Source organism: Hanstruepera neustonica (genome assembly GCF_002895005.1).
Classification (GTDB): Bacteria; Bacteroidota; Bacteroidia; order Flavobacteriales; family Flavobacteriaceae; genus Hanstruepera; species Hanstruepera neustonica.
In genome coordinates this window covers 1-13,824 of record NZ_POWF01000003.1, presented here as the reverse complement: position 1 = coordinate 13,824, position 13,824 = coordinate 1, and the positions used below count along the sequence as shown (strand labels likewise).

The following is a 13,824-nucleotide window of genomic DNA, read 5'->3' as shown; positions in this document are numbered from 1 at the left end:
ATTGATATTAATAGTCCCCTAAAGTTTCTACATTCTGTGCTAATCCAACAGCTAATTGTTCGTCGTTTGGAGCCTTGCCATGCCAAGCATGCGTATACATCATAAAATCAACACCATTACCCATTACGGTTTTAAGTAACACACAAACAGGTTTTCCTTGTCCAGTTTTTGTTTTAGCTTCTGCCATACCCTTTAAAATGGCTTCAATATTATTACCTTCATTAATTTCAATAACGGTCCATCCAAAAGCTTCAAACTTGGTTCTTACATTTCCCATTGGTAAAACATCATCTGTTGAGCCATCAATCTGCTGACCATTTAAATCGACAGTTGCAATAATATTGTCAATGTTGTTTCCAGCGGCATACATAATGGCTTCCCAGTTTTGACCTTCTTGAAGTTCGCCATCACCGTGAAGACTATATACTAAATGTGAGTCATTATTCAACTTTTTAGCTTGTGCTGCACCTAACGCCACAGACATGCCTTGTCCTAGAGAACCAGATGCAATGCGCACACCAGGCAGACCTTCGTGAGTTGTAGGATGTCCCTGTAATCGGGAATTGATTAATCTAAAGGTGTTTAATTCATCTACCGGAAAGTATCCTGATCGTGCCAAAACGCTGTAGTAAACAGGAGAAATATGACCATTTGATAGGAAGAAAATATCTTCACCAATACCGTCCATGTCGAAATCATCATGGCGTTCCATGATCTCATTGTAAAGAGCCACAAAAAATTCAGCACACCCTAATGAACCTCCTGGGTGACCAGAATTAACCTTGTGTACCATGCGTAAAATGTCCCTGCGGACTTGGGTTGTTAAATCTTCTAATTGTTGGATATTTGCCATGATAAAGAATTGATTTTTATGGGCACAAAAATATGCTTTTATCATAGTTTATAAAAGAAAATAAATTGTATTGTTAAAAAGGTTTGGCTATTGTTGATAAGTTAATTTAATTACAATTGTAATGCATAAAATATTCAGTTAATTATCTTTGTCGCCTGATGATTATAGCATATGACATTTGATTTAAAAGCAAAGGATTTACAGTCAAAAGCGCGGGCTGGTTTGATTACTACAGACCATGGCAAAATTGAAACACCAATTTTCATGCCTGTAGGCACTGTGGCATCAGTGAAAGGGGTTCATCAACGTGAATTAAAGAACGACATCAATCCGGACATTATTTTAGGTAACACCTATCATTTATATTTAAGACCGCAGACAGATATTCTGGAACAGGCAGGTGGCTTACATAAATTCATGAATTGGGATCGGAATATCTTGACTGATTCTGGAGGTTATCAGGTGTATTCTTTGTCCGCCAATAGAAAAATTAAAGAAGAGGGGGTTAAGTTTAAATCGCATATAGATGGTAGTTATCATGTGTTCACTCCTGAAAATGTGATGGAGATCCAGCGCTCAATAGGTGCGGATATTATTATGGCCTTTGATGAATGCACGCCGTATCCATGTGATTATAATTATGCCAAACGTTCTATGCATATGACGCATAGATGGCTGGATAGATGTATCAATCATTTAGAAAAAACACCTTTAAAATATGATTATAATCAAGCGTTTTTTCCAATAGTTCAAGGAAGCACTTATAAGGATTTGAGAGAGCAATCAGCAGAATATATTGCTAATGCTGGAGCAGTTGGAAATGCCATTGGAGGCTTGTCTGTAGGAGAACCAGCAGAGGAAATGTATGCTATGACCGAAGTGGTTACGAATATCCTCCCAGAAGATAAACCACGTTATTTAATGGGTGTTGGTACACCAATTAATATTTTGGAGAATATCGCTTTAGGTATTGATATGTTTGACTGTGTGATGCCTACGCGAAATGCCAGAAATGGTATGTTGTTTACGGCCCATGGTACTATTAATATCAAGAATAAGAAATGGGAAGCTGATTTTTCACCTGTTGATGATATGGGTATCACATTTGTTGATACAGATTATACAAAAGCTTATTTAAGACATCTCTTTAGTGTGAACGAAAGATTGGGAGCTCAAATTGCAACCATTCATAATTTGGGATTCTATCTTTGGTTGGTTCGAGAGGCTAGAAAGCATATATTAGCAGGAGATTTTAGAGATTGGAAGAATAAAATGGTCAAGCAAATGGATAAGCGTTTATAATTGCATGAAGATTTTAGATTGGTACATATTAAAGCGTTATTTGTTTACATTTTTTGTAATGCTTTTGCTTTTTATCCCAATTGGTATAACGGTCCATTTGGCTGAAAAAATTGGTAAAATTCTTGAAAATGAGGTGCCTTTTGGTGAGGTCATGCTTTATTTTTACGATTTCACCATCTATTTTGCCCATTTATTATTTCCCTTGTTTTTGTTTCTTTCGGTTATTTGGTTCACCTCAAAGTTGGCTAATAATACTGAAGTAATAGCCTTTTTAAGTTCAGGAGTATCATTTTCTAGGTTTTTAAGACCGTATATGATCGGTGCGGCTATTGTAGCTGCTTTAGCAATAGCATTGGGACTTTATTTGGCTCCTATGGCCAGTAAAGGTTTTAATGACTTTAACTACAAGTATCTTAAAAGCCACAAAAGTGCCGTTGATAATGTAAATGTTTACAGGCAGATCAATGATAATGACTATATATATGTAAGTAGTTTTGACGCAGCCCAAAGTTTGGGACAAAACTTTTCGTTGGAGCATTTTGAAAATGATAAATTGATTTACAAGATAAGTGCTACTTCTATTCGTTATCGAGAACAAGATTCAAGTTATCGATTGATTAACTATGTCAAGCGAACGATAACGGAAAATAAGGACATTATTGAAAATGCTAGAAGAAAGGATACGTTGTTTTCTTTTGATCTTGAAGACTTAACACCAGTAGAGTATATTGCAGAAACCCTGCCTTACGGAGAGCTCAACAGATTTATAAAAAAGGAAGAAAAAAGAGGTTCGTCTTACATTAGCCGATATAAATTAGTGCAATATCGAAAATGGAGTTTACCAGTTTCAGTATTTATTTTGACTATTATTGCTGTGGCAGTTTCTTCTATTAAACGCCGCGGCGGTATGGGTGTGAACTTGGCATTTGGAATTTGTATTGCCATGGTATTTGTGTTCTTTGACAAAATATTTGGTGTTTTGGCTTCCCAATCTGATTTCCCGCCATTAGTGGCCGTGTGGTTTCCAAATGTTTTATTTGGTATTTTAGCTTTTTACCTGCTTTATAATGCCAAGCGCTAAACTTAAAAATTACCTTCACTTACATGTTCTGGTATTTATTGCTGGTTTTACAGCAATTTTAGGCGAACTTATTTCGGTAGAAGCCATTCCGTTGGTATGGTATCGTATGGTATTTGCTCTGGTGTTGATTGCTATTTTCGCAATAATTTCAAAAGCCAAAGTGAAGATTTCATTAAAATCAATTTTAAAATTAGGCTTTGCTGGAGTAATTATAGCCTTACATTGGATTACATTTTTTGGTTCCATTAAGGCATCAAATATTTCAATTGCTTTAGTAATGTTTTCAACAGGTGCTTTTTTTGCCTCTTTAATCGAACCCATTATTTATAAAAGAAGAATAATTTGGTATGAGTTGATTTTTGGAGCATTGGTCATTGTTGGTGTGTTTATCATTACTCAAAGTGAACTGCGTTATTTGACAGGGATTGTTTTGGGGATAGTATCGGCCTTTTTAGCTTCGTTATTTGCAGTAATGAATGGGAAATTTTTGGAAAAGTTTACGGCAACTGTTATTACCTTTTATGAGTTTATAAGTGGTGTCTTGTTCATTAGCCTGTATTTGTTTTTTGCAAAATCAGGCTTTTCAATAGGGTTTTTTAAGTTGACTACTTCTGATGTTATTTACCTATTAATATTAGCATCAGTTTGCACGGCTTATGCATTTATTGCATCTGTTTATGTTATGCGTTATGTGAGCCCCTATACAGTTGTTTTGACCTACAATTTAGAACCCGTTTATGGAATCATTTTAGCCATTTTATTATTTCCTGAAAAGGAAAAAATGAGCCCTAATTTTTATATCGGAGCTTTCATAATCATTGGAATCGTTCTATTTAATGGGATTCTTAAAAATTCAAAAAAACTAAAAAGGAAACGGTCATAACATTTTAACCGTTTAAAGTTTTTATATTTGTACACTAACTAAATTTAATAACAAATTTCTATGGAATATTTAGAATTTGAACTACCCATTAAAGAACTGGAAGAGCAGCTTGAAAAGTGTCAGATTATAGGCGAGGAGAGTGATGTTGATGTGACAGAAACCTGCAAGCAAATTGAAAAGAAGTTAAAAGCTACTAAAAAAGAAATTTATAAAAACTTGACACCATGGCAGCGTGTTCAAATGTCAAGACATCCTAACAGACCGTATACTCTTGATTATGTAAAAGCCTTATGTGGTGATTCTTTTTTGGAACTACATGGTGATAGAAATGTGAAGGATGATAAGGCCATGATTGGTGGATTGGGTAAAATTGGAGACCAAAGTTTTATGATTGTTGGCCAACAAAAGGGCTACAATACAAAAACAAGACAATACCGAAATTTTGGTATGGCTAATCCGGAAGGTTACCGAAAGGCCTTAAGATTAATGAAATCAGCCGAAAAGTTTGGAATTCCTGTCATTACCTTAATTGATACACCTGGAGCATATCCAGGCCTTGAAGCCGAAGAGCGTGGTCAAGGGGAAGCGATTGCTCGAAACATACTGGAAATGACACGTCTGCAAGTTCCTATAATCACAATTATTATTGGTGAAGGTGCTTCAGGTGGCGCATTGGGAATTGGAGTTGGAGACAAAGTTTTAATGTTGGAAAATACATGGTATTCAGTTATTTCACCTGAATCCTGTTCATCGATACTTTGGAGAAGCTGGGAGTATAAAGAGCAAGCAGCCGATGCACTTAAATTAACAGCAACCGACATGAAGAAACTTAAGTTAGTTGATGAAATTATCAAAGAACCTCTTGGCGGTGCTCACAGTGATCGTGAAAAGACATTTTTGGCGGTTAGAGATGCGATTTTAAAAACCCATGAGGAGTTAAAAAACTTATCACCAAAAGATTTAGTGTCCAGCAGAATGGAAAAATATTTGGAAATGGGTGTCTTTAAAGGATAACTTCCCTATAATCAATGTACATTAAAATCTGGAATAGTTTATTTCAGATTTTTTTATGCTTATCAACAATAAAATTAACTTATTAACAGTTAGATTGTTAACTTATAGTTGACAACCCAACTTCTTTAGCGCTTTATTTATAGCGTTGTTTTAATTACTTTCGCCTACATGAAACAACCAAACCAAATAAAAGGATATCAGGTGGACAAGAGCACCTTAATTAATCTTGAAAAAGGCAAAATACCACCACAAGCACTTGATTTAGAGGAAGTTGTACTTGGAGCGATGATGATTGACAAAAAGGGTGTTGATGAGGTTATTGATATTTTAAGTCCCGAAGCATTCTACAAGGAAGCACATCAATATATTTTTGAAGCTATTTTTCAACTCTTTGAGAATAGTGAACCTATTGACTTATTAACCGTTTCAAGTCAACTCAAGAAAAATCAAAAGTTGGATTTGGTTGGTGGTGATTTTTACCTCATTTCTTTGACGCAAAAAGTGTCTTCTTCTGCCCATATTGAGTTCCATGCCAGAATTATTTTGCAGAAATTCATTCAACGAAGCCTCATAAAAATTTCGTCTGAAATTATTGAAGATTCTTACGATGAAACCCAGGATGTTTTTGATTTATTGGACAAGGCTGAAGCTAAACTATATGAGGTTACTCAGGGTAATATCAAAAAATCAAGTGAAACAGCACAAAGTTTAGTTATACAAGCCAAAAAGAAAATTGAAGAAATCTCCAATAAAGAGGGTTTAAGTGGTATTCCTACGGGCTTTTCAAAACTGGACAAATTAACATCTGGTTGGCAGGATAGCGATTTAATTATCGTAGCAGCTCGTCCAGGTATGGGTAAAACGGCTTTAACACTGTCAATGGCAAGAAACATTGCAGTAGATCAAAATATTCCTGTGGCGTTTTTCTCTCTGGAAATGGCATCAGTTCAATTAATCACACGTTTGATTTCAAGCGAGACTGGCCTATCCTCTGAAAAATTAAGAACCGGTAAATTGGAAAAGCACGAATGGGAGCAGTTAAATGTGAAAGTAAAAGGCTTGGAAAAAGCACCACTTTTTATTGATGATACACCATCATTGTCCATTTTTGATCTTCGGGCCAAAGCCAGACGTTTGGCATCACAGCATGGTATCCGATTGATAGTTATTGATTATTTGCAATTAATGACTGCTGGAGGAAGCCAAAAAGGAGGAAACCGGGAACAGGAAATTTCTACAATTTCTAGAAACTTGAAAGCCTTGGCTAAAGAATTAAGTGTCCCTGTTATTGCGCTTTCGCAATTGTCCCGTGCTGTTGAAACACGTGGTGGTAGCAAACGTCCATTGTTATCGGATTTACGTGAATCAGGAGCCATAGAGCAGGATGCCGATATTGTAAGCTTTATTTACAGACCTGAATATTATAAAATTGATGAATGGGATGATGAAGAGCGTTCTCCTACCGAAGGCCAAGCAGAATTTATTGTTGCTAAGCACAGAAATGGTGGTTTGGACAACATCCGGTTGAAGTTTATTGGTCATTTGGGTAAATTCGATAATTTGGATGATTTCGATTCGCCTTTTGGTCACGAGTTTCATTCTAAAATGAACGCTGCCGCAAATGATGATACCTTTAAACCAGAAAACTTCCCTTCAGCAAATGAGGCTTTTGGCTCACCTGATGATGAAGACAGCGACGTACCTTTTTAATAATTCCAGAAGCTATTTATAAAATTAATCATGGATCAAAGACGAACCACGAATATTCTCTTATTGGTTATAGTTATTCCTTTAGTATTCTATCTACTGAAAATATTGTCGTTTATTTTTATTCCGCTGATATTTTCTATGTTTATAGCGCTTTTATTCTTACCCTTAATGCGTTGGTTGGGAAAAAAAAGGGTGCCAAAGCCTTTGAGCATTGTTATCGTGGTTTTACTAATTATTGGCGGATTAAAAATTGGAGCTGAATTGATTCAGATTTCAAGTCGAGAAATTCTAAATTCTGAAACAGATTTTTTTGTAAAAGCAGAAGAAAAATTTGATAATTTACTAGTAACTGCGCAAGAAACATTTGGTTTTCAAATAGAAAACAAGCGTGAATTTATGAAGGAATTCATTCATAAAGAAGATATTTCAGTCACGATTGAATTTGTGAGGAAGTTTGTAACCATGATACTGATGACTGCATTTTTTGTTGTACTATGGTTGGCAGAATCCATCAATATCCAAAAAGTTATTAATAGCACAATTTTAAAACAAAAGCATACCTCGGTAAAGGCTTTTATTAAAATTGAAAAGGATTTGATTACGTTCATTAAAGTGAAGTTTTTGGTGAGTTTGGCTACTGGTATTGGAACCGGATTGGCTTGTTTGTTCTTTGATGTCAGCTTTCCAATTTTTTGGGGTCTGTTTGCATTTATTATAAATTTTGTTCAAATGGTGGGATCCATCATAACAGTTGTTTTATTATCAGCTTTTGCATTCATTGAACTGGATCCAACAAGTACGCTATTCTTTTTTATTGTTTCCATAACAGGTGTTCAGGTGTTATTTGGTTCAATACTTGAACCGATTTTCATGGGTAAATCATTTTCATTAAATGTGATTACAGTATTGGTAATGCTTATGTTGTGGGGCTATATTTGGGGTGTTCCGGGCTTGATAATGTCTATTCCAATTACCGTGTTCCTAAAAATTATGTTGGAGCAATTTCCTAATACAAAAGTTGTAGCAAACTTGCTATCGGGTAAGCACTAAAGTTTTATTCAGGTTAAATTTATTTTAAAACCTCTTTAAAGGTATATTTTTTGAGTATATTTCAAATATGAAAAAGATTTTACTGACACTTTTTATATTAATTTCTGTTAACTCTTTTGCATCTTATATTCTAATTCCAATGGATGCCGAAAGTCAAAAGAATCATTTAAAGGCTTATGGTATTACTTATTGGACATTGGAGCAGCAGTTAAAAGTTAAATGGCTTTTGAATTATCGGGGCGGATCTTTTTTGTTGCCAGATTCAGAGCGCATTCAACGTGAATGCCAAATTAGAGGTGTTTCATATGAGGTACTTTCAAACGCTAAAGCAGAATCTATTTTGGAAGAAATTTCTAGTCCCAGTAAAAATATGGAAGCTGTGGTATTGGAAAAAGCACCTAAAATTGCCGTTTATACTCCCAAAGGGAAGTTGCCATGGGATGATGCAGTAACCATGGTTTTAACCTATGCCGAAATTCCCTATGAAACCGTTTACGATGAAGAAGTTCTCAATGACGGTTTGTTACTATTTGATTGGCTGCATTTACATCATGAAGATTTTACAGGTCAATATGGAAAGTTTTATGGTAATTATCGAACTGCGGCATGGTATATTGAGGAAAAAAAGGAGGCTGAAGCATTAGCAACCAAATTGGGTTACAATAAGGTCTCAGAGGAAAAACTGGCTGTTTCCAAAAAGATACGAGACTATGTCATTGGAGGAGGTTTTATGTTTGCCATGTGTAGTGCTACGGATAGCTTTGATATAGCATTATCTGCAGAAGGTGTTGATATTTGTGAACCTATGTTTGATGGAGATGGAAGCGACCCCAATTATCAGGCTAAAGTAGATTATAACAAAACATTTGCCTTCAAGGATTTTACTTTGGAAAGAAATCCTCTAGTATATGAATTTTCTTCAATCGATATGACTCAAAAACGGAGAATTCCAAAAATGACAGATTATTTTACATTAATGGACTTTTCAGCCAAATGGGATCCAATACCAACAATGCTCTGTCAAAATCACACGGCTTTGGTTAAGGGTTTTATGGGGCAGACAACAGCGTTTACCAGAGATGAGATTAAATCGAATGTATTGGTGATGGGAGAAAATAAAACCAACGGCGAGGCCAAATACATTCACGGTATTAAAGGAAAAGGCTTTTTTACCTTTTATGGAGGACATGACCCAGAGGATTATACACATAGAGTAGGTGATCCTAAAACAGAGTTGGACTTATATCCAACATCGCCTGGTTATAGATTGATATTAAATAATGTGTTGTTTCCCGCAGCCAAAAAGAAAAAGCAAAAAACCTAAAGTAATCCAGCCCCAAGAGCTATAGAAATACTAATCAGTAATATAGCAACCAGTTTCTGAATAAATTCTAATGTAATCTTTTTTAATAATTTATTACCAAAGTAGGCACCAATAATAGCGGATATTGTTGCACAAAGGATAAGCGGAATATTATCTTTTAGACCAGATTTTAAAAATCTGGTTGAGTAAATGGATATTCTTGTGAAATCTACAAAGGCTGAAATAACTACTGCAGACCCAATAAACACTTCTTTTGTCAATCCAGCATTAATTAAAAAAGCACTTCTCAAGGCACCTTGATGACCAGAAAGCCCACCAAAAAAACCACTTAATAAACCACCAATAGGTAAGTGTTTTTTCTTAAAATGGAGTTTTTTGAAAAAAGGGAGTAACTCTAAAATGGCAAATACAATTAAAAGAATGGCAATTATAAGTTTTACTGGAGTAATAGTAAATACTTGGTTGCTTATCTGATATTGATATAGGGGTTTTAAATCAGTAATATTTAATAATAAATAGGCACCAATAAATGATGCAATAACAGCTGGAAGCCCAAAATAAATAAGTACATTTTTATTGGCATTTTTTCCAACCAATACGAACTTGTATATATTATTAAAAAAATGGACAACACCTGTTAGAGCTATGGCTATTTCAACTGGAAAAAACAATGAAAAGACTGGAAGTAGAATCGTTCCTAAACCAAAGCCAGAAAAAAATGTTAAGATTGATGCTGCAAAAGCAACCAAGCAAATTATTATATACTCCATATAGTAAAATTATATTTTTTCTGAATATGCTTGCTCTCTTGCTGGATTAAAATAATATAAAACAGTTCAAAAAAAAGACCGACTCAAGTGAGTCGGTCTTTTTATAAGCGAAATATGTTTTACAATAGGCGAAACGCCTTATTTTACTTTATTTACAATAGCCGCAAATGCTTCTGGGTTGTTCATCGCTAAATCGGCTAAAACCTTACGGTTTAATTCAATATTATTAGCTTTTAACTTGCCCATAAATTGCGAATAAGACATACCATGTAGTCTGGCACCTGCATTAATACGGGTAATCCATAAAGCACGGAATGTTCTCTTTTTATTTCTACGGTCTCTATACGAGTATTGCATCGCTTTGTCAACCGCATTTTTTGCTACTGTCCAAACGTTTTTACGACGTCCGAAGTAACCTTTTGCTTGTTTAAGAACCTTTTTTCTTCGGGCTCTTTTTGCTACAGAATTTACTGATCTTGGCATAATTTTAATTGTTTTTTGTAGTAGGCGATTGTTTCCAATACTTTAAATGAGCCTAACTCCAGGGTTTAAAAATAATTTAACCGAACAATATTACTTTAAACGTAATTGTTCCTTAATGCTGTCAACATCATTCTCATGTACCAAAGTACTATGAGTTAATGCTAACTTACGCTTTTTAGACTTCTTTGTTAAGATGTGACTTTTAAAAGCGTGCTTTCTTTTGATTTTACCAGTGCCAGTGATTTTAAATCGCTTTTTGGCACTAGATTTGGTTTTCATTTTAGGCATCTTTCTTCCTAGTTTTATTACTTCGCTTATTATCTTAAACCCGAATTAATCGGGTATTTATTTTGTTTTTTTGGGTGCAATGAACATAGTCATACGCTTTCCCTCTAATTTTGGCATTTGTTCAACTTTACCAAATTCCTCTAAATCTTGAGCAAGTCTTAATAATAATATTTGACCTTGCTCTTTAAAAACAATAGATCGTCCTTTAAAAAACACGAAGGCTTTTAATTTGGCACCTTCTTTCAAGAACTTTTCAGCATGCTTCTTTTTGAATTCGTAATCATGATCATCGGTTTGGGGACCAAAACGAATCTCTTTTATAACAACTTTAGAAGCTTTAGCCTTTAGAGCTTTTTCACGTTTTTTTTGCTCGTAAAGAAATTTCTTATAATCCATTACTTTACATACAGGCGGATCGGCTTTTGGTGAAATTTCTACAAGATCTAAACCTTGTTCATCAGCTATGGCTAATGCTTGTTTAGTTGAGTAGATACCTACTTCAACATTGTCACCTACTACACGCACTTTTTCGGCTCTGATTTTAGAGTTTATTCTGTGCTGATCTTCTTGATTTACTCGCCTGGGAGCTTGTTTTCTTCTACGTATTGCTATGGCTATTAAATTTTAGTTTAACTTATTTTAAAATTGCTTTAATGATTTATTTATGTCATTTTTTATTATTTGTGAAAATTCTTCAACACGTATCATGCCAAGATCGTCACCTCCATGCTGACGAACAGATATCATATTTTCCTGCTCTTCATTCTCACCAACAATAATCATATATGGGATTTTTTTCATTTCGGCTTCCCGAATTTTTTTACCCATAGTCTCGTTCCTATTGTCAATTAGGGCGCGAATTTCGTGATTTTCTAACAAATTTAAAACTTTTTTGGCGTATTTTTCGTATTTCTCACTTATGGATAAGACGATAACTTGTTCAGGAACTAACCATAAAGGAAAGTTTCCAGCAGTATGTTCCAGTAAAATGGCAACAAATCGCTCCATACTTCCAAATGGTGCACGGTGTATCATGACCGGTCTATGAATTTGGTTGTCACTTCCAACATAAGTTAAATCAAAACGTTCAGGAAGGTTGTAATCAACTTGTATGGTACCCAATTGCCATTGTCTTCCCAAAGCATCTTTAACCATGAAATCTAATTTTGGCCCATAAAATGCTGCTTCGCCAGTTTCAACTACATAATTTAGACCCTTGTCTTTAGCGGCATTCAGTATAGCGGCTTCAGCTTTTTCCCAATTCTCATCACTGCCTATATATTTATCTGGATTTTCAGGATCTCTTAATGACACTTGAGCCGTAAAGTTTTCAAAACCTAATGAACCAAATACATATAGAACCAAATCAATGACATTTTTGAATTCTTCATCTAATTGGTCTGGTGTACAGAATAGGTGTGCGTCATCCTGCGTAAAGCCACGAACTCGTGTTAGACCATGCAACTCACCGCTTTGTTCATATCTGTAGACAGTTCCAAATTCAGCAAAACGTTTAGGTAGATCCCTGTAAGACCACTGGCTACTTTTGTAAATTTCACAATGGTGAGGACAGTTCATGGGTTTTAACAAGAATTCTTCATCTTCTTTTGGAGTGTGAATAGGCTGAAAACTATCTTCACCATATTTGGCATAGTGCCCTGAAGTTACATACAATTCTTTTTGGCCAATATGTGGTGTAACTACCATTTCATAGCCTGCTTTCTTTTGAGCTTGTTTAAGGAAATTTTCTAGGCGTTCTCTCAATGCAGCTCCTTTAGGCAGCCATAAGGGGAGACCTTGTCCTACTTTTTGTGAAAAGGTAAACAGTTCAAGTTCTTTGCCTAACTTTCTATGGTCTCTCTTTTTTGCTTCTTCAAGTAACTCTAGATATTCAGTAAGCTCTTTTTGTTTAGGAAACGAAATACCATAAACTCGAGTAAGTTGTTTGTTGTTTTCATCGCCTTTCCAATAAGCGCCTGCTACACTCAATATTTTAACGGCTTTAACTATGCCTGTATTTGGAATGTGTCCACCACGACATAAGTCGGTAAACGTAGAATGATCACAAAATGTAATGGTGCCATCTTCAAGGTTATCTACTAAATCAACTTTGTACTCGTTTTTATCTTTATAATATGATAGCGCTTCTTCTTTTGATGCGGCACGCATGTTAAACTCGTGTTTGCCTCTGGCTATCTCTAACATTTTATCTTCAATACGTTTGAAATCCTTATCAGAGATTGTTGCATCACCTAAATCAATATCGTAATAAAAACCATTTTCAATGGCAGGCCCTACCCACAATTTAGCCGAAGGATACAATTCTTCAATAGCTTGTGCTAAAATATGTGCTGAAGAATGCCAAAAGGCTTTTTTGCCTTCATCATCATTCCAGGTATATAATATAAGACTACCGTTTTCGGTTAATGGTGTTTTGGTTTCAACCGTAGTATCATTAAATTTAGCAGAAATAACATTCCTTGCTAATCCCTCACTAATAGATTTAGCCACATCCATGGGAGTGGAATTCTTCTCAACTGATTTTAGGCTACCGTCAGGTAAAGTAATCTCTATCATTATATACGTATATATTATTTTGAATGGGCAAAGATAATGGTATAAATAATTATGTACAATATATAATGATTAGTTAATGAAAATATAAATTTTCTATCTAACTCCTTGATATTAAGGGTTGGTTTGATTGGCCTAAAAAAATTATCAAAAAAAGTTTGTTTGGGAAAGGAAAAGGGTTTTATATTTGCGCCCTCGTTCGGGGCACTGATGTGTTTAAGGGCGTGGAAGTTCTTGGGGATTTATTGGGTTTTTTGTGAGGGTTGAAAAAATATTTCAATTTTTTTTCAAAAAACATTGTGGGTAAAAAAAAGAGTAATTATATTTGCACCCGCTTAAGAGATAAACGCCTTAAGGGATAATAAAAAAGTTCATAGACATATTGAATTGACAGCGTAGGAAAATGTTTGGAAACGGACATTTTCAACAAAGAGAATAGGCCATTTTGAGTACCAAGGAGAAGGAAGAACAATTCTGTTAGTTGTTAAATAA

At 35.0% G+C, this 13,824-nt stretch carries 13 protein-coding genes; 7 read left to right on the top strand and 6 right to left on the bottom strand.

The features are described from left to right. Nucleotides 1-7 precede the first annotated feature (7 nt). On the bottom strand, nt 8-853 hold the full coding sequence (locus tag C1T31_RS07020; protein WP_103051989.1) for a transketolase: 846 nt from the start codon (nt 851-853) through the stop codon (nt 8-10). A gap of 171 nt (nt 854-1,024) precedes the next feature. Here C1T31_RS07020 and tgt point away from each other — a divergent pair, with 171 nt between their 5' ends. From tgt to C1T31_RS06985, 7 genes are all read left to right on the top strand, one after another. Continuing rightward, a complete protein-coding gene (tgt, locus tag C1T31_RS07015) occupies nt 1,025-2,155 on the top strand; it encodes a tRNA guanosine(34) transglycosylase Tgt (RefSeq protein WP_103051788.1) in 1,131 nt (376 codons plus the stop codon). A 4-nt stretch (nt 2,156-2,159) separates the two neighbouring features. Next, a complete protein-coding gene (locus tag C1T31_RS07010; protein ID WP_103051787.1) occupies nt 2,160-3,236 on the top strand; it encodes an LptF/LptG family permease in 1,077 nt (358 codons plus the stop codon). After that, nucleotides 3,223-4,119, top strand: a complete 897-nt coding sequence (locus C1T31_RS07005; protein WP_103051786.1) for a DMT family transporter — start codon at nt 3,223-3,225, stop codon at nt 4,117-4,119. The genes C1T31_RS07010 and C1T31_RS07005 overlap by 14 nt, the downstream gene beginning before the upstream one ends. Nucleotides 4,120-4,179: 60 nt before the next feature. Further along, the gene (locus tag C1T31_RS07000) at nt 4,180-5,133 is read left to right on the top strand and encodes an acetyl-CoA carboxylase carboxyltransferase subunit alpha (RefSeq protein WP_103051785.1); all 954 of its coding nucleotides are present in this window, start codon (nt 4,180-4,182) and stop codon (nt 5,131-5,133) included. 168 nt (nt 5,134-5,301) lie between these two features. After that, nucleotides 5,302-6,843, top strand: a complete 1,542-nt coding sequence (gene dnaB / locus C1T31_RS06995) for a replicative DNA helicase (RefSeq protein WP_103051784.1) — start codon at nt 5,302-5,304, stop codon at nt 6,841-6,843. 30 nt (nt 6,844-6,873) lie between these two features. Further along, nucleotides 6,874-7,893: an AI-2E family transporter gene (locus C1T31_RS06990; protein WP_103051783.1), complete on the top strand. Its 1,020-nt coding sequence runs from the start codon at nt 6,874-6,876 to the stop codon at nt 7,891-7,893. A gap of 139 nt (nt 7,894-8,032) precedes the next feature. Continuing rightward, complete coding sequence (locus C1T31_RS06985; RefSeq protein ID WP_103051782.1) at nt 8,033-9,217, top strand: asparagine synthetase B; 1,185 nt, start codon at nt 8,033-8,035, stop codon at nt 9,215-9,217. On the opposite strand, the gene C1T31_RS06980 is transcribed toward C1T31_RS06985, so the two are convergent. The 5 genes from C1T31_RS06980 to thrS all read right to left on the bottom strand — a co-directional run bounded on the left by C1T31_RS06980 (nt 9,214) and on the right by thrS (nt 13,335). Further along, on the bottom strand, nt 9,214-9,987 hold the full coding sequence (locus C1T31_RS06980; protein WP_103051781.1) for a sulfite exporter TauE/SafE family protein: 774 nt from the start codon (nt 9,985-9,987) through the stop codon (nt 9,214-9,216). The genes C1T31_RS06985 and C1T31_RS06980 overlap by 4 nt on opposite strands. A gap of 138 nt (nt 9,988-10,125) precedes the next feature. After that, on the bottom strand, nt 10,126-10,470 hold the full coding sequence (rplT, locus tag C1T31_RS06975; RefSeq protein WP_103051780.1) for a 50S ribosomal protein L20: 345 nt from the start codon (nt 10,468-10,470) through the stop codon (nt 10,126-10,128). A 90-nt stretch (nt 10,471-10,560) separates the two neighbouring features. Then, a complete protein-coding gene (rpmI, locus tag C1T31_RS06970) occupies nt 10,561-10,758 on the bottom strand; it encodes a 50S ribosomal protein L35 (RefSeq protein WP_103051779.1) in 198 nt (65 codons plus the stop codon). 57 nt (nt 10,759-10,815) lie between these two features. Further along, the gene (gene infC, locus C1T31_RS06965) at nt 10,816-11,370 is read right to left on the bottom strand and encodes a translation initiation factor IF-3 (RefSeq protein ID WP_207764269.1); all 555 of its coding nucleotides are present in this window, start codon (nt 11,368-11,370) and stop codon (nt 10,816-10,818) included. A 27-nt stretch (nt 11,371-11,397) separates the two neighbouring features. After that, complete coding sequence (thrS, locus tag C1T31_RS06960) at nt 11,398-13,335, bottom strand: threonine--tRNA ligase (protein WP_103051777.1); 1,938 nt, start codon at nt 13,333-13,335, stop codon at nt 11,398-11,400. Nucleotides 13,336-13,824: the final 489 nt, after the last annotated feature.

What these genes read in the sequence shown, in the direction of transcription:
- C1T31_RS07020 (WP_103051989.1), bottom strand. Translation starts at nt 853, where the DNA reads ATGGCAAATATCCAACAATTAGAAGATTTAACAACCCAAGTCCGCAGG.
- tgt (WP_103051788.1), top strand. Translation starts at nt 1,025, where the DNA reads ATGACATTTGATTTAAAAGCAAAGGATTTACAGTCAAAAGCGCGGGCT.
- C1T31_RS07010 (WP_103051787.1), top strand. Translation starts at nt 2,160, where the DNA reads ATGAAGATTTTAGATTGGTACATATTAAAGCGTTATTTGTTTACATTT.
- C1T31_RS07005 (WP_103051786.1), top strand. Translation starts at nt 3,223, where the DNA reads ATGCCAAGCGCTAAACTTAAAAATTACCTTCACTTACATGTTCTGGTA.
- C1T31_RS07000 (WP_103051785.1), top strand. Translation starts at nt 4,180, where the DNA reads ATGGAATATTTAGAATTTGAACTACCCATTAAAGAACTGGAAGAGCAG.
- dnaB (WP_103051784.1), top strand. Translation starts at nt 5,302, where the DNA reads ATGAAACAACCAAACCAAATAAAAGGATATCAGGTGGACAAGAGCACC.
- C1T31_RS06990 (WP_103051783.1), top strand. Translation starts at nt 6,874, where the DNA reads ATGGATCAAAGACGAACCACGAATATTCTCTTATTGGTTATAGTTATT.
- C1T31_RS06985 (WP_103051782.1), top strand. Translation starts at nt 8,033, where the DNA reads ATGGATGCCGAAAGTCAAAAGAATCATTTAAAGGCTTATGGTATTACT.
- C1T31_RS06980 (WP_103051781.1), bottom strand. Translation starts at nt 9,987, where the DNA reads ATGGAGTATATAATAATTTGCTTGGTTGCTTTTGCAGCATCAATCTTA.
- rplT (WP_103051780.1), bottom strand. Translation starts at nt 10,470, where the DNA reads ATGCCAAGATCAGTAAATTCTGTAGCAAAAAGAGCCCGAAGAAAAAAG.
- rpmI (WP_103051779.1), bottom strand. Translation starts at nt 10,758, where the DNA reads ATGCCTAAAATGAAAACCAAATCTAGTGCCAAAAAGCGATTTAAAATC.
- thrS (WP_103051777.1), bottom strand. Translation starts at nt 13,335, where the DNA reads ATGATAGAGATTACTTTACCTGACGGTAGCCTAAAATCAGTTGAGAAG.